Raw genomic sequence first — 23,641 nt, forward strand, 5'->3', positions numbered from 1 at the left:
ACCAGTATATGGGTTATGCTTCCAGCGTATGAGCATATTCGACGACCTCAACCTGTTGCGCGCCTTCGTCGCCATCGTGGACAGCGGCAGCATCTCCGCTGCGGCGCGCAAGCTGCGCCTGAGCCAGCCCACCTTGAGCCGCCAGTTGCGCTCGCTCGAAGATCAATGCGGCGCCGTGCTGCTGCGTCGCGATACGCATCGCATGAGCCTCACCGAAGTCGGGCATCAGTTGCTGGCCGACGCGCGGGCCTTGCTGTCTCTGGCCGAAGAGTCGGCGCAGCGGCTCAGCAACGACCAGACCGAGCTGAGCGGCAATATCCGGGTGTTTTCGACGATCGATTTCGGCCAGTCCGTCATCAGCCGGCTCATCAGCAGCTTTATTCAGGCACATCCGGCCGTGCGCATGGAGCTGGGGTATTCGAACCGGCCGCTGCACATGATCGAAGAGGGATGTGACGCCGGCATTCTCGCGGGCGCACTGATCGACGAGCGCGTCGTGGCGCGCTCGCTCGGCGAGATCAGGCGCTACCTCGTCGCGTCTCCGCCGTTTCTGAAAGACCACCCGATTCCCACCCGGCCCGAAGGGCTCGACGCGCTGCCGTGGATCGCGCTTGCCAGCGACCAGTTCGGCGGCGCGCGCGAGGTCACGCTGTATTCGCGGAATTCGACGCAGATTCTGCAGGTCGAGCCCGTGTTCATCACCGAGGGCGTGACGAGCATGCGCGAGGCGGTGCGCATGGGACTCGGCATCGCGGTGCTGCCGGAATGGCTCGTCGAGGAAGACCTGGTCTCGGGGCGCCTCGTGCGGGTGCTGCCGCAATGGCGCGCGAAGTCGCTGCCCGCGCAGATCATTTACCCCGTGCAGCGCAGAATGCCGCTGCGCGTGAAAGCGTTTATCGACTTCGCGACGGAGTACATGACGACCGTGCTGAGGCTGCGGCGCGACGGCAGCGATTAGGGCTTAGAGGGATGCGTTGCAGATGGCGAGCGCGACATAGCGGGCGCGTGGTGCCGCGCCCGCGTGTCCCGGCAAGCCGGGACGACGGCCCGGATACCGCGGGTCGTCCCGGCCGGTCGCGCTTAAAGATCCGCGTAATCGATTCCGGTCAGCGCGCCGAGGTGCGCGATCGTCGTGAAATGCGATTCGTGCTTCGTGTCGATGTTCAGCTCCCGCACGTTGCCGCCGAGATCGGTCACGAAGGCACGGCGCCCGCGCGGGTCGAGCGACACGCCGATGCCTTCCTGCAGATCGCGCGCGAGCACCTCGCGATCGGCGAGCCCCGCCGCGCTGATCTTCGCGCGATTCAGCGTATTGCCGTCGTGCGTGTCGTCGCCGCGATCGGTCCAGTAGAGCATGCTGTCGCGATGGTCGATGTCGAGATCGATCGGTTCGGGCAACTGATCGAGCAGGCATTCGAGGTCGGGGCGCGCATCGGGCTGCGCGCCGGCCGGCAGATCGAGGCCGGCGCGGAAGATGCGGCCTTCGCCCGCATCGGGCGGCCCCTTCTGCGTCCAGTAGAGATGGCCGTTCGGCTTGTCGAGGGCGATGCCCACGCAATGGCGCGTGGCGTCGCCGGTATCGGCGGGGAAGTTGCCGGTGCGCACGAGTTCGGTGACTTCGCTGCCGTCCGTGCGCGCGCGCATCACGCGCATGCCTTCGCGATCGCACCAGTACAGAAAGCCGCCTTCCTTGTCGAGCACGAGTTCCTTCGGCGTGCCCGCGACGCCGGCGGGCACCAGCACGCGATGTTCGCTGCCGTCGAGCTTCGCGCTTTCGATCGTGCCGTCGTTCGGCGGCACCGCGCCGGACACCGGATCGCCGTCGATCAGATGGATGCCGCTGCCCATGTTGGTCCAATAGACGATCTGGTTCTCGACGTCGACCTTGATGCCGTCGGGCGTGCGCGTCAGGTTCGCGACGACCACTTCGTGCGAACCGTCGGGCCACAGGGCGATGATCGCCGGTGGACGTGCCTGCAGGACATACAGCGAACCGCCATTCTCGGTAGCCACAGTCGATACCCTCCATCCAGATGATTGAAACTTCGTCGTCTTGCCGGAGCAAGTCCGCTTACTGCGAGGCGGCTATTGCACAAGCCGCATCCCGCAGCGTACCCGAGATTGAATGAGGACTTCGTGAATCCGCGCAGCCTCGTTGCGCGCGCCCGTTTTCGGCCGTGCCATAATCGGCGCACCTGAGTTCCGCGCGCGGCGCCGGCGGGGCAGGAAGCGGAGCGGAACGCCAGGCCGGCGGGCCCCGCCCGATCCCGCTTCCGGCACGTCATGCCGTCTTGCTCTAAACTAGCGCCGCCCCATTCAGGCCACCGCGAGCCATCGCGAGCTACCTACCGCGCATCACGTAACGAACCAGTCACCGATGTCACCCGCCCCCGTCGATCCCGCCGATTCCCCGTCTTTCAGCCTGCCGAAACACCCGCCTTTCCAGCGTTTCTGGTGCACCCGCATCCTGTCCTCGCTGTCGTTCCAGATGCTCGCCGTCGCGATGGGCTGGCACGTCTATGCGCTGACCCATAGCGCATTCGCGCTCGGCCTCGTCGGCCTCGCGCAATTCCTGCCGATGTTCCTGCTGACGCTCGTCGTCGGCCACGTCGCCGATCGCTACGATCGCCGCCGCATCGCCGCCGTCTGCCAGAGCCTCGAAGGCGTCGCCGCCTTGCTGTTCGCGCTCGGCACGTTCGGCGGCTGGATCAGCGCGCCGGTCATCTACGTGCTGGCCGCCTGCGCGGGAGCGGCGCGCGCGTTCGAATCGCCGGCGGTGTCGTCGCTGCTGCCGGCCGTGGTGCCGCGCGGCCAGTTGCCGAAGGCCACCGCGTGGTCCACCTCCGCGAATCAGACCGCGCAGATCGCCGGCCCCGCGCTCGGCGGCCTGCTGTACGGCGTCGGACCGGGTGCGGCCTATCTTGCCTGCACGCTGTCGTTCGCGGCCGCCGCCGTCGCGGTGTGGACCATTCCGCTGCAGCTCAAGCCGGCGAGCCGCGCGCCCGTCACGCTGGAATCGATCTTCTCGGGCATCGCGTTCATTCGCAAGGAGCCCGTGATTCTCGGCGCGCTCTCGCTCGATCTGTTCGCAGTGCTGTTCGGCGGCGCGACCGCGCTTTTGCCGATCTTCGCGCGCGACGTGCTGCACGCGGGGCCGATCGGCCTCGGCCTGCTGCGCTCGGGCACCGCGATCGGCGCGCTCGCGGGCACGATCTGGCTCGCGCATTTCCCGCTGCGCGAGCGGCCCGGCGCGGCGATGTTCGGCGGCGTGATCGCGTTCGGCATCGCGACGATCATGTTCGGGCTCTCGCATCAGTTCATCGTGTCGCTGATCGCGCTGATGATACTCGGCGCATCGGACACGATCAGCGTCGTCGTGCGGCTTTCGCTCGTGCAGTTGCGCACGCCCGATGAAATGCTCGGCCGCGTCAACGCGGTCAATTCGCTGTTTATCGGGACCTCGAATCAATTGGGCGAATTCGAATCGGGCCTGACCGCGGGCTGGTGGGGCGCGCAACCGGCCGTGCTGGTCGGCGGCGTCGCGACGATCGCGATCGCGTTGCTGTGGATGCGGCTTTTTCCGGAACTGCGGCGCACGCGGAAGCTGGAGCGCGAAGAGGAACTGGCGGCGAGCGCCTGAGTGTTGCGGCGTGCGCCGCGTGCTGTTGAGTATTGCTGCCCGGGCGTCGGGCTCGCGCCGCGTGTCGAGCGAAACATCGATAAAACCGCGAGTTCATCCATCGTGCCGACGCACCGGGTGAGCCAACAGGAGGAGACCACGCATGAGCCTGTCCGAGGGGCATCCCGTTGCACATGCTGCGCCGGTCGCGGCGACGATCTATCGCGGCGCGTCGATCGAGAACACGCATCTCGCGCATGTCGCCGTCGTCGATGCGAGCGGCCGCCTGCTGTACTCGTTCGGCGATCCCGCGCGCATGACGCTCGCGCGCTCGGCGGCGAAACCGGCACAGGCGCTCGCGGTCGTCGAGACCGGCGCGCTCGAGCACTGCGGTTTCGATGACGCCGATCTCGCGCTGATGTGCGCATCGCACAGCAGCGAGCCGCGCCATATCGACCGCGCGCGCAGCATGCTCGCGCGAGCGAGGCGGACCTGCGCTGCGGCGGTCATCCGCCGCTGTCGGAAGCGGTGTACGCCGACTGGCTGCGGCGTGGCTTCACGCCCAGCGGCGTGTGCAGCAACTGCTCCGGCAAGCACGCGGGCATGCTGGCCGGCGCGCGTTCGATCGGCGCGGCGCCCGCGGGTTACGAGTTGCCCGAACATCCGTTGCAGGTGCGCGTGAAGCAGACGGTCGCGAGCGTCTGCGATCTGCCCGACGACGGCGTGCAATGGGCGATCGACGGCTGCAATCTGCCGACGGCGGCCTTTCCGCTCGACCGGCTCGCGCGTCTGTTCGCGAAGCTCGCCGCGGCCGAAGACGAAGTCGCCTCGGGGGCAACCACAGGGGCAACCTCGGGGTCAACTGACGTGACGCCGCGCACGGTCGCGCTCGCGCGCATTTATCGCGCGATGACGTCATACCCGGAACTGGTGGGCGGCGAGGGCCGTTTCTGCACGCTGCTGATGCAGGCCTTCGGCGGCGCGCTGGTCGGCAAGCTCGGCGCCGACGGCAGCTATGCGATCGGCGTGCGCGCGTCGCCGCAGACCGCGCGCCTCGGCGCGAACGGCGCGCTCGGTATCGCCGTGAAAATCGAGGACGGCAACGTCGCCGCGCTCTATGCGGTGAGCGCCGAACTCCTCGCGCTGCTCGATCTCGGGACGGCGGAGCAGCGCGCGAAGCTCGACGGTTTTCATGCGCCGAAGCGGCTCAATACGATGGGTGTCGAGATCGGCCGCATGGTGTTGTCGGTCGGGCTGACCGCGCACCGGTAAATGCACCAGGGCACGCGGCGGTGCGCGCGGCGGAGGTGGTCAAGCCGCCGCTTTCGCGGCCGCGCCGCCCAGCGCATGACGGATCGCATCGGCCAGTTCGGCCGCCGCGAATTTCGCGACATAACCGTTGGCGCCCGCGTTCTTCACGTGCGCTTCATTGGCCGCGCCCGTCAGCGAGGAGTGGATGATGACCGGAATATCGCGCGTGCGCTCGTCGGCCTTGATCTGTCGCGTGAGCATGAAGCCGTCCATTTCCGGCATCTCCAGATCGGTCAGCACGAGCGCGATGCTGTCCTTCGCGCGCGTGCCGTTCTGTTGCGCCTCGCGCGCGACCTGCTGCAACGCGGCCCACGCTTCCTCGCCGGTCTTCGTCATGATGTAGTCCGCGCCGATCGCGCTGAGCGCCTGCTCGATCAGCTTGCGCGCGAAGCCGGAGTCGTCGGCGGCGAGAATCTTCGCGCCGCGGCGAATGCCGAGCACTTCGCCGACCGATTTCGGATCGACGCTCGGGTGTTGCGACGGAAACACGTCGCGCAACACCTGCTCGACGTCGATCACCTGGGCGAGCCGCGAATCGCCGGTATTGCCGTCGATGCGCGCGATGCTCGTGACGAGCTTGCCGCTCGCCGCGCCGTCGGCGGACAGCACCTGGTTCCATTCGAGCCGCACGATGTCGTCGACTTCCTCGACCGCGAACGCCTGGGTCGAGCGCGCGAACTCGGTCACGAGCAGGATGTTCAGGCCGCGCGTCGGTTCGCAGCCCATCAGGCGCGGCAGGTCGATCACCGGAATGATCTGCCCGCGAATGTCGACCGCGCCCATCACGAATGGCGAGGCGCCCGCGATCGGCGTGACGGGCGGCATCGTCGAGATTTCGCGCACCTTGAAGACGTTGATGCCATATAGCTCGTGCGCGTCGCTGCCCGGCACGCAGCCGAGGCGGTACAGCAGCAGTTCGAACTTGTTCGAACTCGTCAGGTTGCTGCGTTCGGTGTTGCGCTCGTGGTTGGCACGGTGTTCGTCTGCCATCGGATTCTCTCCAGGGTTGCGGTGCGAGTCGTGCGCCATGTTGTCGTCGGGGTGCCCTGGCGCCTGGCTTGTCTACGGGTTATCGGCGGCGCTTGCGGAAAATTCAGCGATAATCGGGCGCTTCTCGCGGTCTTGCCGTGCGCCGCGTCCAGCAAGACGCTTGCGTCGCGATACCGCTTCACGATATTGCGAACTTTCGATTCCCGTCCCGCATGAGCAAGCCCGCCAGTCTGCCGCAACAGTTGGATCACATGCTTCGGCAAGCCGTCGCGCTTCAGCGCAATGGCGCGCTCGTCGAAGCGGAAGAGCTCTATCGCGAGATCCTCGAACTCAAGCCTAAACATGGCGACGCGTTGCGCTGGCTCGGCGAGCTTGCGTTGCAGATGGGCCGCGTGCAGGAAGGCGCCGATCTGCTCAAAAAGGCGCTTGCCGTCAACCCGAAGCAGGCGCCCGTGCATTCGAATCTTGCCTACGCGCTGAATGCCTTGCAGCGTCACGGCGAAGCGCTCGCGAGCGCCGAACGCGCGCTTGCCTTGCAGCCGAAGTTCGCCGATGCGCTGAATCATCGCGGCAATGCGCTCGCCGCACTGAGCCGGCCGCTCGATGCACTGGCGAGCTTCGAGCGCGCGCTTGCGCTCGCGCCGGATTTCGCGGTGGCCTGGAACAATCGCGCGTGCGTGCTGCGCGATCTCGGCCGCGCGGCCGACGCGCTCGACAGCTGCGAACGCGCGCTTGCGTTGCAGCCGGCTTACCCGGACGCGTGGAGCAATCGCGGCAATGCGCTCGGCGATCTGAACCGGCCTCTCGAAGCGGAGCATAGCTACCGGCGCGCACTGGAACTGGCGCCGGGTTTCGTCGATGCCTGGAACAACCTCGGTCTCGCGCAGATCGATCTGAATCGTCACGAAGACGCGCTGGCGAGTTATGAGCGCGCGCTCGCGCTGAATCCCGCCGCGGCGGAAACGCACTGGAATCAGGCGCTGTGTCTGTTGCAGATGGGGCGCTTCGAGGCGGGCTGGCGGGCCTACGAATGGCGCTGGGAGCGCCGCCGCATCCAGGCGGGCAAGCGCGAGTTCGCGCAGCCGCTATGGCTCGGCGATTTTCCGCTCGACGGCAAGACGATTCTGCTGCACGCGGAGCAGGGTCTCGGCGATACGCTGCAGTTCTGCCGCTATGCGTCGAGCGTCGCGCGGCTCGGCGCGAAGGTCGTGCTCGAAGTGCCGGCGCCGTTGCTACGGCTTCTGTCGACGCTCGACGGTGTCGATCAGTTGATCGAAGCGGGGCAGCCGTTGCCGCCGTTCGATTGTCATTGTCCGCTGCTGAGCCTGCCGCTTGCGCTGCGCACCGACGAGACGAGCATTCCATCGGCCACACCTTATCTGTTCGCCGATGCCGCGGCGGTGAGCGCATGGCGCGAACGCATCGATGCCGGTGCCGATGCGGCGGAGCAACCAGAGACGCAACTGAAGCACCTGAAGGTCGGCCTCGTCTGGGCTGGCGAAAACCGCGCGCACGTCGCGGAACTGCGCAAGATCGACGCGCGCCGTTCGCTCGCGTTCGAGCGTTTCGCGCCGCTTCTCGATGTGCCGAACGTGCGCTTCTTCAGCGTGCAGAAGGGCGTGGCCGCCCAGCAACTCGCAGAGAGCGCGCTTCGCGACCGTGTCGCCGATTACACGGGCCTGCTGCACGATTTCGCCGACACGGCCGCGCTCGTCGCCAATCTCGATCTCGTGATCTCGGTCGACACGTCCACCGCGCATCTGGCCGGCGCGCTCGGCCGGCCCGTGTGGATTCTGAACCGCTTCGACACCTGCTGGCGCTGGCTGCTCGAACGCAGCGACACGCCGTGGTATCCGCACGCGCGCCTCTTCAGGCAGCCGGCGCTCGGCGACTGGGACAGCGTGATCGACGCGGTGCGCGAGGCGCTGGTCGGGGTAAGCGGAGCGGGGCGCGGCGCGTAGTCGCAGCGTATGCCCGTTGGGCGCAGCGTTGCCACGCAGCGCGTAGACTGAACCTCCGTTCATCGACGGCAATGCCACGGAGATTCTTCAATGGAATACAGACATCTGGGTGCATCGGGTTTCAAGGTGCCGGTGTTGAGTTTCGGCACGGGTACGTTCGGCGGCAAGGGCGAATTTTTTCAGGCGTGGGGCGCGACCGACGTCGCCGAAGCGCGGTGTCTGATCGACATCTGCTTCGACGCGGGTGTCACGATGTTCGACAGCGCCGACAGCTATTCGAGGGGCGTGTCCGAATCGGTGCTCGGCGAGGCGCTCAAGGGCAAGCGCGACAAGGCCATCATCTCGACGAAAGCGACCTTCCGTGTCGACGACGGGCCGAACAGCGTCGGCTCGTCGCGCTTCCATCTGATCGAGGCCGTCGACGCGGCGCTCAGGCGCCTGCAAACCGATTACATCGACCTGTTCCAGTTGCACGGCTTCGACGCGAAAACGCCGATCGCCGAAGTGCTGTCCACGCTCGACGACCTCGTGCGCGCGGGCAAGATCCGCTATACCGGCGTGTCGAATTTTTCCGGCTGGCATCTGATGAAGTCGCTCGATCTCGCGGACCGCTACGGCTATCCGCGCTACGTTGCGAATCAGACCTACTACTCGCTGATCGGCCGCGATTACGAGTGGGAGCTGATGCCGCTCGGCGCCGATCAGGGCGTTGGCGCGGTCGTGTGGAGTCCGCTTGGCTGGGGGCGCCTGACCGGCAAGCTCAGGCGCGGCCAGCCGCTGCCGGAAACGAGCAGGCTGCACAAGACCGCCGACATGGGGCCGCCGGTGCCGGAAGACTATCTGTTCCGCGTGCTCGATGCGCTCGACGAAGTCGCCGCCGAGACCGGCAAGACCGTGCCGCAGATCGCGCTGAACTGGCTGCAGCAACGGCCGACCGTCGCGACGGTGCTGATCGGCGCGCGCAACGAGGAACAGTTGCGGCAGAACCTCGGCGCGGTCGGCTGGAATCTGACGCCGGAGCAGGTCGCGAGGCTCGACGCGGCGAGCGCCGTGCGGCCCGCCTATCCGTACTGGCATCAGGAAGGATTCGCGGAGCGCAATCCGAAGGCGGTTTGAGCGAGGGGCGCGGCGCTCGAACCGGAGGCACCGCGCCGTTAAACCCGTTATCAAAAAACCGCTATCAACTCAGCTATCAAACCAGCCCGCCGTTCGCCCGCAACACCTGGCCGTTGACCCACGCCGCATCGGGCCCGGCCAGAAACGCCACCACCGACGCAATGTCGTCCGGCTCGCCGAGCCGTTGCAGCGGCGGCATCTTCGCGAAGTTGGCGATTTGCTCCTCGGTCTTGCCTTCGAGGAACAGCGCGGTCGCGATCGGACCCGGCGCGACCGCGTTCACCGTGATGTTGCGCCCGCGCAGTTCCTTCGCGAACACGCGCGTGAACGCCTCGACGGCCGCTTTCGTCGCGACGTAGACCCCGTAGCCCGGCAGGTTCAGCGCCAGCACGCTGGTCGAGAAATTGATCACGCGGCCGCCGTCGTTCAGGCGCGCGGCCGCTTCGCGCAGCGTGTTGAAGGTGCCGCGCACGTTGATGTCGAAAGTCTGCTCGAACATCGCGTCCTGAGCCTCGGCGATCGGCGCGAGCTTCATCACGCCCGCGTTGTTGACGAGCACGTCCACCTTGCCGAGCTGCTGCTCGGTGTGCTCGAACATGCGGCGCACGTCGTCGGGGTTCGAGACATCCGCCTTCACTGCGGCCGCCTTGCCGCCCGCGTCTCTGATCGCGGCGACGAGCGCCTCGGCTTCGCCCGCGCTCGACGCGTAATTGACGGCGACCGCAAAGCCGTCCTTCGCAAGCCGCTGCGCAATCGCGCTGCCGATGCCGCGCGAGGCGCCCGTGACGATGGCGACCCGGCTCGTGTTGCTCGTGTTCATGATGCGTGTCCTCACAGTAGGGGTGATGGAGAGGGAATCATGAGCGCTTTCGGCGCGTAGATAATCGCGCTAGACTCGCCATCATCATTCCATTTGCTTTAATAATTGGTGAGCGTCGATTATGGATCGTTTCGAGGAAATGCGGGTGTTCGTGCGGATTGCCGAGCGGCAGAGCTTCACGCGCGCGGCCGACGACCTGCGCATTCCGCGCGCGACCGTCACCAATCTGATGCAGCGCATGGAGGAGCGGCTCGGCGCGCGGCTGCTGGAGCGTACCACGCGCACGGTGCGGCTCACGCCCGACGGCGCGGCGTACTACGAGCGCTGCGTGCGCCTGATCGCCGACATGGAGGAGGCCGAGGGCTCGTTTTCGAATCTCGCGCCGAAGGGGCTGTTGCGCGTGAACGTGCAGGGCACGCTCGCGCGGCACTTCGTGGTGCCGGCGCTGCCCGCGTTTCTCGAACGCTTTCCCGGCATCGAGCTCGTGATCGGCGAGGACGACCGCTTCGTCGATCTGGTGCGCGAGGGCGTCGATTGCGTGCTGCGCGCGGGCAATCTGCAGGATTCGTCGATGGTCGGGCGGCGCGTCGCGCAGCTGCAGCAGGTCACGGTCGCGAGTCCGGCCTACCTTGCCGCGTACGGCGAGCCGGCGGACCTCGCGGCGCTGTCCGCGCATCGCGCGGTCAACTACGTGTCGAGCGCGACCGGCAAGCCGGTGCCGCTCGAATTCCGCGTCGACGGACACGACCGCGCGATCATGCTGCCGTCGGCGGTCTCGGTGACGGGCGCCGATCTCTACGCGGGCGCCGCGCTCGCCGGGCTCGGCATCGTCCAGGTGCCGCGCTATCGCGTCGAGGCGGACCTCGCGGCGGGGCGTCTGCGCATCCTGCTCGCCGAGTTTCCGCCGCCGCCGTTGCCGGTGTCGGTGCTGTATCCGCAGAGCCGGCAGTTGTCGTCGCGGGTGCGCGCGTTCGCGCAGTGGCTCAGGGATATTTTCGAGGCGGTGGGCTGAGCGGCTCGCGCTACCATCGTCGGCGGCGCACTCATTCGAGGGAATCGCACATGCTGTCGGAAGACGAACTGGCCCTGCTCGACGCGATCCGCGCGACCGGCAGCCTGTCGCGCGCGGCGGCGCGGCTGGGCAAGGCGCCCTCGACGGTTTCGCATGCCGCGCGGCAACTGGAAGCGCGTTTCGACGCGCTGCTGTTCGACCGGCGCCGCTACCGGCTGCAACTGACGCCGGCCGGCCAGCTGCTCGCCGACGAAGCCGCGCGTCTGCTGCTCGACATGGCGCGCATGACGCAGCGCGTGAAGCAGATCGCGAGCGGCTGGGAAGACCGGCTGTGGGTCGTGACGGACGAAGTCCTCGAATTCGAGCTGCTGATGCCGGTGGTGCGCGCGTTCGATGCGCTCGGCTCCGGCGTGCGGCTGCGCTTCACGCACGAAGTGCTCGGCGGCACATGGGAAGCGCTGCGCGACGGCCGCGCCGACCTGATCGTCGGCGCGACCAACGAGCCGCCCGCGATTGCCGGCCTGCGCTGGTTCGAACTCGGCGTGATGGAGTGGGTGTTCGCAGTGTCGCCGCGTCATCCGCTCGCGGCCGCCGAGGAGCCGCTCAGCCGCGAGCGGATCAGCGCGCATCGCGCGGTGGTGGTGGCCGATTCGTCGCGCGCGGGCGCGGGCCGCGCGTATGGCGTGATCGGCGGCCAGGCCTCGCTCGCGTTGCCGGGCATGCGCGCGAAGATTCTCGCGCAGCGCGACGGCCTCGGCGTCGGCTGGCTGCCGCGCGAGCGCGTGGCGTCGCTGTTGCAACGCGGCGAGCTGATCGAAAAGGAGACCGCCGATCCGCGCGAGCCGAACGTGCTCTATGTCGCGTGGCGCGGCGACCACGAGGGGCGCGCGCTGACGTGGTGGCTCGACCAGTTGCGGCAGCCGCGGCTTGCCGAACGGCTCGTGCGGGGGCTCGATCTGACGGCTTAGGCGGTGCGCGGGACCGGTTGTGCGCGGTTGGCTGGAAGCGGCGTCGTGTCGTGTCGTGCCCGTGCCGCGGGCAGGGTTTTGCCCGCCCGCCATCCCGATCCGGCAAGGCTCGCAAGCGGGCCGGGCCGCGTCATGGAAAACTGTATAAACATACAGTATAGTATCCCGTTGCAACCAGGCTTGCGGTGCGCCGCGCAGGCTCCCGCGTTCGGCGCGGGACTGCCCGGCGCGTGACCGGGGCCGCACCGGACTGACGTGGCCGCGAGAAGGCTGCGAGACGGTTGCGAGAAGGCTGCAATAGGGCCGTGAGAGGTGGCCCACCCATTCCACTCATTCAGACGGTCGGAAAAATTGTCATCTAACGACACAGCTCAGGAATCAGGCGTCGGCGCAAGCCACGGCACCACCGGCGGCACGCACGGCAAACCCCAGGGCACCATCCGGATTCGCGGCGCGCGCCAGCACAATCTCAAGAACGTCGATCTCGACGTGCGCACCGGCGAAATGACAGTCGTCACCGGGCCGTCCGGCTCGGGCAAGTCGAGCCTCGTGTTCGACACGCTGTACGCGGAAGGCCAGCGCCGCTACGTCGAAACCTTCAGCGCCTACGCGCGGCAGTTCCTCGACCGCATGGACCGGCCGCAGGTCGATCGCGTGGACGGCGTGCCGCCCGCGATTGCGATCGACCAGACCAACCCGGTGCGCAGCTCGCGCTCCACGGTCGGCACGATGACGGAACTCAACGACCATCTGAAGCTGCTCTACGCGCGCGCGGCCGAGCTGTTCGACCGGCAGACCGCGCTGCCGGTGCGACACGACACGCCGGAGACGATCTACGCGGAACTGCTCGAACGCACCGCGCAAGACGAGCCGCGGCTCGTCGTCACGTTTCCGGTCGAGCTGCCGGAGTCGGCGTCCGAGCAGGAAGTCGAGCAATGGCTGTCGGCGAGCGGCTATACGCGCGTGCAGGCGCAGCGCGAAGTCGAGTCGCCCACCGGCCGGCGCAAGCTGCTCGACGTGGTGGCCGACCGCTTCCGGCTGCGCTCGGTCGACAAGGCGCGCGTGGTCGAGGCGATCGAGGCGTCGCTCAAGCGCGGCGGCGGGCGCGTCAATATCTACGTGCTGCCGGCCGCGCCGGACGAGCCGCTGGGGCAGGCCGCCGAGCCGCATATCTGGCGCTTCTCGACCGGCCTGCACAGCCCCGAAAGCGATCTGCGTTATGCGGACCCGCAGCCGGCGCTGTTCTCGTTCAACTCGGCCTATGGCGCGTGCGACGTCTGCCGCGGCTTTGGCCGCGTGATCGGCGTCGACCTCGGGCTCGTGATTCCCGACGCGCGCAAGACTCTGCGCGAAGGCGCGATCAAGCCGATGCAGACGCCCGCATGGAAGGAGTGCCAGGACGATCTGATGCGCTATGCGGCGAAGGCCGACATCCGCCGCGACACGCCATGGGGCGAGCTGACCGACGCCGAGCGCCACTGGGTCATCAACGGTTCGCCGGACTGGAACGGCAAATGGCAAAGCCACTGGTACGGCGTCAAACGCTTCTTCGAGTATCTCGAATCGAAGGCGTACAAGATGCATATCCGCGTGCTGTTGTCGAAGTACCGCAGCTACACGCCATGCGAAACCTGCGGCGGCGCGCGTCTGAAAACCGAGTCGCTGCTGTGGCGTCTCGGCAGCAAGGCGAATGCCAACGACGTGTTCGCGCCCGCGCGGCGTTTCATGCCGCACGGCGTGCACTGGTCGCGCGCCCAGCTCGAAGCGCTGCCGGGCCTGACCGTGCACGACCTCATGCTGATGCCGATCGAGCGCATCCGCCGCTTCTTCGACGACATCACCTTGCCGAGCGCGCTGCTCGACGACGCGCTGAAGCTGCTGCTCGCCGAAGTGCGCACGCGCCTGAAGTATCTGTGCGACGTCGGCCTCGGCTATCTGACGCTCGACCGGCAAAGCCGCACGCTGTCGGGCGGCGAGGTGCAGCGCATCAACCTGACCACGGCGCTCGGCACCTCGCTCACCAAGACGCTGTTCGTGCTCGACGAGCCGAGCATCGGCCTGCATCCGCGCGACTTGAACCGCATCGTCGAGGCGATGCACCGGCTGCGCGACGCGGGTAATACGCTCGTCGTGGTCGAACATGATCCGTCGGTGATGCTCGCGGCCGACCGGCTGATCGACATGGGGCCGGGGCCGGGCGAGCGCGGCGGCTCGATCATCTTCGACGGCGCGCCGCAGGCCATCCGCTCGTCGGGCACGCTCACGGGCGAATACCTCGGCGGCCGCCGGCATGTTGCGGACGCCGCGCACTGGTCGCGCCGTCCGGTCGAGGCCGGCACGCCGCGCATCGTGCTCGAAGGCGCGCGCGAGCACAATCTGCGCGACGTCACCGTGGAGATTCCGCTGGAGCGGCTCGTCTGTGTGACGGGCGTGTCGGGCTCCGGCAAATCGACGCTGCTGCAGGACGTGTTGTATCCGGCCATGGCGCGGCACTTCGGCCTCGCCACCGAAGCGCCGGGCGCGTTCAAGGCGCTCAAGGGCGCGGACCAGGTCACCGACGTCGTGTTCGTCGACCAGTCGCCGATCGGCAAGACCGCGCGCTCGAATCCGGCCAGTTACGTCGGCGCGTTCGACGAAATCCGCAAGCTGTTCTCGAAGGCGCCGCTCGCGCAGCAGCGCGGCTACGGCCCTGGCATGTTCAGCTTCAACTCGGGCGACGGCCGTTGCCCGACCTGCGGCGGCTCGGGCTTCGAGCATATCGAAATGCAGTTCCTCTCCGACGTGTATCTGCGCTGCCCCGATTGCGACGGCCGGCGTTATCGCGCGGAACTGCTCGAAGTGAAGATCGAGCGAGGCGCGCCCGCGCGTGCGCTGAGCATTGCCGACGTGCTGGAGCTGACCGTCAGCGAAGCCGCCGCTTACTTCGCGAGAGATGCCGAAGTATTGCGCGTGCTGCAGCCGATCGTCGACGTGGGCCTCGAATACGTGAAGCTCGGCCAGCCGGTGCCCACGTTATCGGGCGGCGAGGCGCAGCGCCTCAAGCTGGCGGGCTTTCTCGCGGAATCGGCGCAGGCGCGTAGCGCGCGCGGCGCGAAGCAGGCATTGCCGAAGCGCCTCTTCATGTTCGACGAGCCGACCACGGGCCTGCATTTCGACGACATCGCGAAGCTGATGCAGGCGTTCGGCAAGCTGCTCGCGAGCGGCCATTCGCTGATCGTGATCGAGCACAATCTCGACGTGATCCGCGCGGCCGACTGGATCATCGACCTCGGTCCCGAAGGCGGCGACGGCGGCGGCCGCGTGCTGTGCGCGGGCACGCCGGACGAGGTCAAGGCCTGCGCGGAATCGCATACCGGCGAGGCGCTGCTGCAATACGACCGCGCGATGGACGCAATGAGCGCCGCGGGCAGCACGGCGGACGAAGCCGGTTCGCACGGCGTGCCGCTACAGAAGGCACTGAGCGCGGCGCGCGCGCGCCGGGCCGTGGAAGGCGAGGACGTGGTGCGCATCGTCAATGCGCGCGAGCACAACCTCAAGGCGCTCGACGTCGACATTCCGCACGGCAAGTTCAACGTAATCACCGGCGTGTCGGGGTCGGGCAAATCGACGCTCGCGTTCGACATCCTGTTCCATGAAGGCCAGCGGCGTTATCTCGAATCGCTCAACGCCTATGCCCGCTCGATCGTGCAGCCGGCCGGGCGGCCCGAGGTCGATGCCGTGTACGGCATTCCGCCGACCGTCGCGATCGAGCAGCGCCTCTCGCGCGGCGGGCGCAAGAGTACCGTTGCGACGACCTCGGAGGTGTGGCACTTCCTGCGTCTCCTGTACGTGAAGCTCGGCTTGCAGCACTGCGTTCACGACGGCACGCCGGTCACGTCGCAAAGCGTCGAGTCGATTGCCGCGCAGTTGCTGCGCGACCACAAGGGGCAGCACGTCGGCTTTCTCGCGCCGCTCGTCGTGAACCGCAAGGGCGTCTATACCGATCTCGCCAAGTGGGCGAAGGCGCGCGGCAATACGCATTTGCGTGTCGACGGCGAGTTCGTGCCGGTCGATCCGTGGCCGAAGCTCGACCGCTTCCGCGAGCATACGATCGAATTGCCGGTGACCGATCTCGTCGTGTCGGCCGATCACGAAGCCGAACTGCGCGCGGCGCTCGACCAGACGCTCGACATCGGCAAGGGCGTCATGCATCTGCTTGCGCCGCTCGACGGCTTGCACGATGCGATCGCCGGCGGCCGCTCCACCGCGAAGCTTGGCGACGTGAAGGTGCTGTCCACCAAGCGCGCGTGCCCGGTGTGCGGCACGAGCTACCCCGAACTCGATCCGCGCATGTTCTCGTACAACAGCAAGCATGGCTGGTGTACGAGCTGTGTCGGCACGGGCCTGTCGCTCACGCGCGAACAGCGTGCCGCCTACGACGACACGATCGTCGTCGACGACAATCGCGGCCGCGAGCAGAGCTTGCCGTCCGAGGAGCAGGAGCCGGAAGGGCTCGCCGACGAACCGTGTCCGGATTGCGCGGGCACGCGTCTGAACCCGGTCGCGCGCGCGGTCACGTTCGACTCGCACGCGATCGTCGACGTCGCGCAATGGACCGTGTCCGACACGCGCGCGTGGATCGGCACGCTCGAAATGACGGGGCGCGACGCGGAAATCGCGCGCGACGTGGTCAGCGAAATCGGCAGCCGTCTGCAGTTTCTCGAAGAGGTCGGGCTCGGCTATCTGAGCCTCGACCGCGCGGCGCCGAGCCTGTCGGGCGGCGAAGCGCAGCGCATCCGGCTCGCCGCGCAGCTCGGCAGCAACCTGCAGGGCGTCTGCTATGTGCTCGACGAGCCGACCATCGGCCTGCATCCGCGCGACAACCAGATTCTGCTCAACGCGTTGCGCAAGCTCGGCGAGAAGGGCAATACGCTCGTCGTCGTCGAGCATGACGAGGACACGATCCGGCGCGCCGATCACATCATCGATATCGGGCCGGGCGCGGGCAAGCGCGGCGGGTCGCTGATCGCGCAGGGCAGCGTCGCGGACCTGTCCGCGCAAGCCGATTCGCTGACCGGGCGTTTCCTCGCGCAGCCGATCGTGCATCCGTTGCAGCCGCGCCGCGAAGTCGTTGCGCCGGGCAAGCGCGCGGCGGCCGTGCCCGGGAGCTGGCTGACCGTGCACGGCGGCAAGCTGCACAACCTGCGCGACATCACGGTCGGCATTCCGCTTGCGCGGCTCGTCGCGGTGACGGGCGTCAGCGGCTCCGGCAAATCGACGCTCGCGCGCGATGTGCTGATGACCAATCTGCTCGACGCAGTGGGGCGTTCGGTGCTGTCGTCGCCGGCTACGCGCCGGGCGCGCGCTGCGGCCGAGCAGAAGCCCGCCGCGAACCGGCGTTCGAGCGTGCTTGCGCGCTCGGCGCCGCGCGCGCCGCTCGACGTCACGCATACGTGGCAGGGCTGCGATTCGGTCACCGGCTGGGAGAGCATCGACCGCGTGCTCGAAGTCGATCAGACGCCGATTGGCAAGACACCGCGCTCGTGTCCGGCGACCTACATCGGCGTGTGGGACGCGATCCGCAAGCTGTTCGCGGGCACGCTCGAGGCGCGCGCGCGGGGCTATACGGCGTCGCGCTTCTCGTTCAATACCGGCGAGGGGCGTTGTCCCGCGTGCGAGGGGCAGGGCGTGCGCACGATCGGCATGAGCTTCCTGCCCGACGTGAAGGTGCCGTGCGACGTCTGTCATGGGCAGCGCTTCAATCCCGAGACGCTCGCGGTTACGTGGCGCGGCAAGAATATCGGCGACGTGCTGACGATGGAAATCGACGAAGCGGTCGAGTTCTTCGCGTCGATCACGAGCATCGGGCATCCGCTGCAACTGATGAAGGACGTCGGGCTCGGCTATCTGACGCTCGGCCAGCCGTCGCCCACCTTGTCGGGCGGCGAGGCGCAGCGCATCAAGCTCGTCACCGAGTTGAGCAAGGTACGCGACGACATCACGCGGCGCGGCCAGAAGCCGCCGCACACGCTGTACGTGCTCGACGAGCCCACGGTCGGTCTGCATATGGCCGACGTCGCGAAGCTGATCCGCGTGCTGCATCGTCTCGTCGACGGCGGGCATAGTGTCGTCGTCATCGAGCACGATCTCGACGTGATTGCCGAAGCGGACTGGATCATCGATCTGGGCCCGGAAGGCGGCGTGGGCGGCGGAACGATCGTCGCCGCGACGGACCCCGAAGGCCTGTCGCGCATTGCGGCGAGTCACACGGGCGCCGCGCTCAGGCCTGTGCTGGCGCGCACGCGAAGCGCAGCGGAACTGGCCGGCGAAGGGACGAACGGCTGATCCCGAAGCCGGGCGGGGTGGCGCGGTTCGTGGGCAGGCGGCCGGGATGGTCTCGCCCGCCCGCGGCCTAAGCCGTTTTTTGCGGCGGCGCCCCTGGTTTTTCCGGCGGTCATGCTATGTGCGGTTGCAAGTTTCGAGGTTGCAACCGCACTTTTTCACGCGTCAACCGGCGTCTTTTGCTGCATTGCAGCTAATCATCTGATTATTAAGTACGTTAGTGTATTCATCCGTTCAGATCAGACGAAAAAAGCGCCATGATGTTTCAGAATTGAAACATTTCCAGACATCTAATAAATCCGAATTGAAATGCCAATTGACGATGAGCGGATATATCGGCGATACGGACCATTGCTCGGGCTATTAATTCCCGATTTGCGAATAAAAATGCAGATTAGACAGTCATTATCGAGTCATTTTTCGATTCATGTTTGAAACAATTTCGCGCCGTTCGGTAAGAGGGCGACCGTGCGCGAATCGGCCGGCTTCGCATTATCGGCAAGTTTGTCCGAATCCGCGAAAATGCCTTGTGTAAAGGCTTTACGCCAGAATATGGGAATCCGTCACGGTGCTGCAATGCCTCGATCAGGCTGGCTGGCCGTGGCGGCGCGGCTGCGCGGCGTACTCATATCGAACGATCAATAGCGTATTTCCTCATACATTGCCTTTCATGAGGAAATTAGATTTTTCAAATTTACTATAGCGGTCTATTCCGCTAACATTACCCTAATCGTTTAAGCGGCATCGTTGCTGATTCGGGCCGTGATAATTCATTCTCTCGTTCCGTCCGGTTACGGGGCATCGGGGTCCACCACGTATGACCGTTTAGGGAAAGATCATGCCGCAAATGCACCTTGATACAACGAGAATTACATGGCTTCACACGCCGGCCTTGAATGTCCGTACTGCAGCGCGGCGAATCGGCATTCTGCTGTTCGACGGTTTCTGGCTGCTCGGGCCCGGCACCGTGGTCGAGATGTTCCAGAGCGCGAATGAACTGGCGGATACGCGCAGCGGCGAAGACCCGCCCTACGAAGTGCAGTTTCTGTCGATGGAGGGCGGCAACGTCGCGAGTTCCTCGTCGGCGCGAATCTGGACCGACCGCATCGACACGCGCTTCGGCAGCGGCTTCGACGTGCTGTTCATCGCGGGCGGCTACGGCGCGCATGCGGCCGCGCGCGACGAGCGCCTGCTCAACTGGTTGCGCGCGGTGCAGTCGCGCACGCGGGCGATCGAGACGATCGGCGAAGGCCGCCTCGTGCTCGAAGCCGCCGGGCCGACCGAGCACGACGGCATGATGGGCCGCTATCCGGCCGCCGCCGCGGGCGAAGCCGCGTTCAGCGCCGCCGACGACCGCAACGACTGCGCGCGCAGTGCGCTGATGTTCATCAAGCGCGATCTCGGCGCCGAACTCGCGCGCAGCGTCGCCGACCGCGTGATGCCCGGCATGGCCGCGACGTGGGTGCCGCTGCCGGCCGAGGGCGGCACGCTCAGCGTCGCCGAAAAAATCCGCGCGGCCGCGCGCTGGATGGAGGCGAACTGCGATCGCCCGGTGTCGGTGGCCGACGCCGCCCAGGTCGCCGCGATGAGCGAGCGCAATTTCCTGCGCCGCTTCAAGCACGAGATGCAGGTCACGCCTTCGGATTATCTGCTGCAGGTGCGGCTGCGCATTGCGTGCAACTTCCTGACCGAGACCGAATTGCCGGTCGACAAGATCGCGCGGCGCAGCGGCACTGGCAACGGCGACCGTCTCGCAAAGATTTTCCGCAAACGCATGGCGCTGTCGCCCACCGAGTATCGCGCCCGCAGCCGGGCCGCCACCGAGGCGTAACATGACTGCCTGGCGTGCCGGCGCGCACGCCCGCGACGCGGCCGCGCTTCGTCTGTCGAGCGCGGCCGCGTCTTCGCTAGCCAGCGTTTTTGCGAGCACAGTGGCGATGGGCAACAGGGTCATGTCGACGGCATTGCCGGAGGTGAAGCTCATCGAGCCGGAGGTGTTCGGCGACGAACTCGGCTTCTGCTTCGAGAGCTTCAGCGCCGACGAATTTGCGGACGACGTCGCGCAAGGTTTCAACTTCGTGCAGGACCGCCACTTGCGCGCGGTCTACCGCGTCCTGCGCGGCTTGCACTACCAGGTGCAGCGCCCGCAGGGGCGGCTGTTGCGCGTGGTGCGCGGCGAGGTATTCGACGTCGCGGTCGACGTGCGCCTCAATTCGCCGAACTTCGGCAAATGGAGCGGCGAATATCTGAGCGACGCCAACCAGCGGCAGATCTGGGTGCCGCCCGGCTTCGCGCAGGGTTTCGTCGTGCTGTCGGAGGTCGCCGAGTGCGTGTGGAAGACCACCGAGTACTGGTTTCCCGAACTCGAGCGCTGCCTGCTGTGGTCCGATCCCGACATCGGCATCAAGTGGCCGATCGACTTCAAGCCGATTCTCGGCAGCAAGGACGCCGCGGGCCGGCGTCTCTACGAGGCGGAAAACATCGCGTGAGGGGAGAACCGTAGCGCGGTTCGACGTGCCCCCCATGCACCCGCGCGCAGCGCGTAATGTGTACCGACGGCGCACCCACGCTCAACGCAACTGCGTCACCGCCAGCAGCAGCACCATGCTGCCGATCGCGCCATCGAGCACGCGCCATGCGGTCGCGCGGCGAAACAGCGGCGCGAGCATCCGCGCACCGTAGCCGAGCGCAAGGAACCAGACCGCGCTGACCGTCATCGCGCCGATCGCGAACGCGACTCGCGCGCCTTCCGGTTCGCGCGCGCCGGCCGTGCCGATCAGCAGGAAGGTGTCCAGATACACGTGCGGATTGAGCCACGTGAATGCGAGCGTCATCAGGACGATCGGCAGCGCGCCTTGCGCGGGCGTTGCGCCGTTCGCGCCGTCGGCCGCCGCGCCGTCGAGCACCGCATGGCCGGGCCGCAGCGCGCGGCGCAGCGCGCTGATGCCGAACCACGCGAGATACGCGAGCCCGACATAGAGCATCGCGTGAACGAATACCGGGTAGCGCTCCATCAGCGCCGAGGCGCCGCCGACGCCCGCGCCGATCAGAATGAAATCCGACAGCGTGCACAGCAGCACGATCTTGCCGATGTGCGAGCGCATGATGCCCTGACGCAGCACGAAGGCGTTCTGCGCGCCGATCGTCACGATCAGCGAGGCGCACAGGGCAACGCCATGAGAAAAAGACAGCCAGTTCATAAACGATCCAGAAAACGAAGAGACGGAATGGACGGAAAATCCGAACCGCGCTAGTCTGCGGTTTCGCGTCTCATAAGAGAAGCTAATTTACTTAATGTCGATTAAGGAACGCTAATGCTGGACTATGCGCTGCTCGATGCGCTCGCCGCCGTGGTGCGCCACGGCTCGTTCGACCGCGCCGCGAGCGAGCTCAACATCACGCCGTCGGCGGTGTCGCAGCGGGTCAAGCTGCTCGAGGAGCGGGTCGGCAGTGTGCTCGTCAAGCGCGGCCAGCCGTGCGTGGCGACGACCTCGGGCGCGCTGCTGTGCCGTCACACCGAGCGCGTGCAACTGCTCGAAGCGGAGTTGAACGGCCGTCTGCCGGCGCAGCCCGGCGCGCTCGTCGAGGCGTGGCCGGCGCTGCGCGTGGCCGTCAACGACGATAGCGTCGGCACGTGGTTCATGGACGCGGTCGCGCCGTTCTGCGTCGAGCGCCAGATGCTGCTCGATCTCGTGATCGACGATCAGGATTACACCGCGCAGCGGATTCGCGACGGCAGCGTGCAGGGCGCGATCACGACCCAGGCCGAGCCGGTGCAAGGCTGCCGCTCGACGCGCCTCGGCCGCATGCGTTATCTCGCGGTGTGCTCGCCCGCGTTTCACGAGCGCTATTTCGCCGACGGCGTCACGCGCGAGAGCCTGCGGCGCACGCCGTGCGTCGACTTCAATCCGAAGGACCAGTTGCAGAAACGCTTCATGCGGCGCATCACGCGCGCGGACCTCGATCCGCCGCTGCACTGGATTCCGCATGTCGCCGGTTTTCTGCGCGCGTGCGTGATGAGCCTCGGCTGGGGCATGTGCCCCGAGCGCATGATCGCGGGGCATCTCGCGAGCGGCGAACTCGTCGAGATCGCGCCTGGCAAGCATATCGACGTCGATCTGTACTGGCAGAGCTGGCGTCTGTCGATCGGCTGGCTCGACGACTTCAGCGCGATGCTCAGAAAGCGCGCGGGGGAGTTTCTCGATTGATGCGGGGTGCCCGGCCGGTTCGGCGTGACTGAAACGATGTCACCGGGCCGCCGTCGCTGAACCGACATTACCGGGCCGCCGGCTCCCCGCCATCGCCGAGCGGCGCATCGCCGCCGTCGTCATGATCGGACGCCGTGGTGTCGCGCGTTTCGGGCATTGCCGCCCACACGAGGAACACCGCCAGCGCGCCTGCCGCCGCGAGGCAGAAGAAGCTCACCGCGTTGCCGAAATGATCGGCGACGAAGCCCGCAGCCGTCGTGCTCAGCGTCGCGCCGATGCCGGCCGCGAGCCCGAAGAGACCGATACAGAGGTTGTAGCGGCCCTTGTCGCCGGCGACGTCGGCGGCGATCAGCGGCAGCATCACGCCGAATACGGCGGCGCTCAAACCGTCGAGCACCTGCACCGGCACGAGTAGATACGGACTGCTGATGCCCGCGAACAGCAGCGCGCGGATCGGCAGCGCCGAGAAGCCGAGCAGCAGAATCGGCCGGCGTCCCCAGCGCTCGGCCGAGCGCCCGACCCACGGCGACATCATCGCGACGATCGCCTGCGGCACGATGATGCAGGCCGCGATCACGAGCTGCACGTTGTCGCCCATGCCGGCCGTCACCTCGCCGGCGGCGAGGTTCAGCATCGCCGCATTCGACAGATGGAACAGCACGATGCACGCTGCGAACAGCAGCATGCGCCGGTCGCGCAGCAGCGCGCGCAGGCTATCGCGGCGTGCGAGCTGCTGCGGCGTCGGCGCGGCTTGAGGCAGTTCGATCGTATCGGTGCGCTGGATCATCGAGAGCGCGAGCAGCGCCGGCAGCGCGAGCCCGGCGGTCAGCCAGAACACCGCGCGCGGCGAATAGTACTCGCCGAACAGGCCCATCAGGCCGGCTGCGACCGCGCTGCCGATCGACGCCCAGCGCGCGTTGCGCCCGAGCCGGTCGCCGAGATTCGCGCGGCCCACGAGCGCGAACGAGATCGCCGCGAGCGCCGGCGTCAGCATGCAGCTCGCGAAGCCGTGGAACACCTCGGCGGCGATCACCGGCAGCACGGTCGGGCTGACCGCGAGCAGCACCGCGCTCAGGATGATCGCGAAGATCGCCCAGGCGGCGGCGGCCTTCTTGTTGCGCAGCGCGTCGACTGCGGCGCCGCCCGGCACCTGGCTCACCATCGCGCTGATGGTCCCGACCGACAGCACCATGCCGATTTCGCCCTGGGTCCACTTATGCGACGCGAGATACGAGGCGATGAACGGCCCGAAGCCCGTCTGCACGTTGGCGACGAAAAAGTTGAGCCAATCGAGCGCGCGCAGACTGCGCGCCGT

Annotated in this window: 15 protein-coding genes and 1 pseudogene; 11 read left to right on the forward strand and 5 right to left on the reverse strand. The window is 67.2% G+C overall.

Translation table 11 applies throughout. The features are described 5' to 3' along the window. Window positions 1–28 precede the first annotated feature (28 nt). Window positions 29–958 carry a LysR family transcriptional regulator gene (locus G3N58_RS23910; RefSeq protein ID WP_167040373.1) on the forward strand — a complete coding sequence of 310 codons (930 nt, stop codon included), beginning with the start codon at window positions 29–31 and terminating at the stop codon, window positions 956–958. A gap of 122 nt (window positions 959–1,080) precedes the next feature. Here G3N58_RS23910 and G3N58_RS23915 read toward each other — a convergent pair whose 3' ends face one another. Next, window positions 1,081–2,013 (reverse strand): hypothetical protein, encoded by a 933-nt coding sequence (locus tag G3N58_RS23915; protein ID WP_205989546.1) that lies wholly within the window; start codon window positions 2,011–2,013, stop codon window positions 1,081–1,083. Between the two features lie 364 nt (window positions 2,014–2,377). Between G3N58_RS23915 and G3N58_RS23920 the strand changes: the two genes are divergently transcribed. Together G3N58_RS23920 and G3N58_RS23925 are read left to right on the forward strand one after the other, a co-directional pair. After that, a complete protein-coding gene (locus tag G3N58_RS23920) occupies window positions 2,378–3,640 on the forward strand; it encodes an MFS transporter (RefSeq protein WP_167284779.1) in 1,263 nt (420 codons plus the stop codon). 142 nt (window positions 3,641–3,782) lie between these two features. Next, window positions 3,783–4,891, forward strand: a pseudogene (locus tag G3N58_RS23925) (asparaginase). A 39-nt stretch (window positions 4,892–4,930) separates the two neighbouring features. Here G3N58_RS23925 and G3N58_RS23930 read toward each other — a convergent pair. Next, window positions 4,931–5,920, reverse strand: a complete 990-nt coding sequence (locus tag G3N58_RS23930; RefSeq protein ID WP_167040365.1) for a chemotaxis protein — start codon at window positions 5,918–5,920, stop codon at window positions 4,931–4,933. 212 nt (window positions 5,921–6,132) lie between these two features. Between G3N58_RS23930 and G3N58_RS23935 the strand changes: the two genes are divergently transcribed. Together G3N58_RS23935 and G3N58_RS23940 are read left to right on the forward strand one after the other, a co-directional pair. Then, on the forward strand, window positions 6,133–7,881 hold the full coding sequence (locus G3N58_RS23935) for a tetratricopeptide repeat-containing glycosyltransferase family protein (RefSeq protein WP_206000378.1): 1,749 nt from the start codon (window positions 6,133–6,135) through the stop codon (window positions 7,879–7,881). A 90-nt stretch (window positions 7,882–7,971) separates the two neighbouring features. Then, window positions 7,972–8,997, forward strand: a complete 1,026-nt coding sequence (locus G3N58_RS23940) for an aldo/keto reductase (protein ID WP_206000379.1) — start codon at window positions 7,972–7,974, stop codon at window positions 8,995–8,997. A 76-nt stretch (window positions 8,998–9,073) separates the two neighbouring features. Here G3N58_RS23940 and G3N58_RS23945 read toward each other — a convergent pair whose 3' ends face one another. Then, complete coding sequence (locus G3N58_RS23945; RefSeq protein WP_167040359.1) at window positions 9,074–9,817, reverse strand: SDR family oxidoreductase; 744 nt, start codon at window positions 9,815–9,817, stop codon at window positions 9,074–9,076. Window positions 9,818–9,938: 121 nt separating this feature from the next. On the opposite strand from G3N58_RS23945, the gene G3N58_RS23950 reads away from it, so the two are divergent. The 5 genes from G3N58_RS23950 (at window position 9,939) to rfbC (ending at window position 20,607) form a co-directional block, all read left to right on the forward strand. Continuing rightward, complete coding sequence (locus tag G3N58_RS23950) at window positions 9,939–10,829, forward strand: LysR family transcriptional regulator (RefSeq protein ID WP_206000380.1); 891 nt, start codon at window positions 9,939–9,941, stop codon at window positions 10,827–10,829. A gap of 50 nt (window positions 10,830–10,879) precedes the next feature. Continuing rightward, a complete protein-coding gene (locus tag G3N58_RS23955) occupies window positions 10,880–11,797 on the forward strand; it encodes a LysR family transcriptional regulator (RefSeq protein ID WP_167040355.1) in 918 nt (305 codons plus the stop codon). A gap of 438 nt (window positions 11,798–12,235) precedes the next feature. After that, window positions 12,236–18,121 (forward strand): excinuclease ABC subunit UvrA, encoded by a 5,886-nt coding sequence (uvrA, locus tag G3N58_RS23960; RefSeq protein ID WP_206000382.1) that lies wholly within the window; start codon window positions 12,236–12,238, stop codon window positions 18,119–18,121. A gap of 835 nt (window positions 18,122–18,956) precedes the next feature. Beyond that, a complete protein-coding gene (locus G3N58_RS23965) occupies window positions 18,957–19,949 on the forward strand; it encodes a helix-turn-helix domain-containing protein (RefSeq protein ID WP_167040353.1) in 993 nt (330 codons plus the stop codon). Window positions 19,950–20,055: 106 nt separating this feature from the next. Beyond that, window positions 20,056–20,607: a dTDP-4-dehydrorhamnose 3,5-epimerase gene (gene rfbC / locus G3N58_RS23970; protein WP_167040478.1), complete on the forward strand. Its 552-nt coding sequence runs from the start codon at window positions 20,056–20,058 to the stop codon at window positions 20,605–20,607. A gap of 81 nt (window positions 20,608–20,688) precedes the next feature. On the opposite strand, the gene G3N58_RS23975 is transcribed toward rfbC, so the two are convergent. After that, on the reverse strand, window positions 20,689–21,318 hold the full coding sequence (locus tag G3N58_RS23975; RefSeq protein ID WP_167040351.1) for a LysE/ArgO family amino acid transporter: 630 nt from the start codon (window positions 21,316–21,318) through the stop codon (window positions 20,689–20,691). Between the two features lie 114 nt (window positions 21,319–21,432). Here G3N58_RS23975 and G3N58_RS23980 point away from each other — a divergent pair, with 114 nt between their 5' ends. Beyond that, on the forward strand, window positions 21,433–22,326 hold the full coding sequence (locus G3N58_RS23980; protein ID WP_167040349.1) for a LysR family transcriptional regulator ArgP: 894 nt from the start codon (window positions 21,433–21,435) through the stop codon (window positions 22,324–22,326). Between the two features lie 67 nt (window positions 22,327–22,393). On the opposite strand, the gene G3N58_RS23985 is transcribed toward G3N58_RS23980, so the two are convergent. Beyond that, on the reverse strand, window positions 22,394–23,641 hold a 1,248-nt coding region (locus G3N58_RS23985; RefSeq protein ID WP_206000381.1), incomplete at its 5' end, for an MFS transporter.

The organism is Paraburkholderia sp. Ac-20342, from assembly GCF_017104985.1.
In the GTDB taxonomy this organism is placed as follows: domain Bacteria; phylum Pseudomonadota; class Gammaproteobacteria; order Burkholderiales; family Burkholderiaceae; genus Paraburkholderia.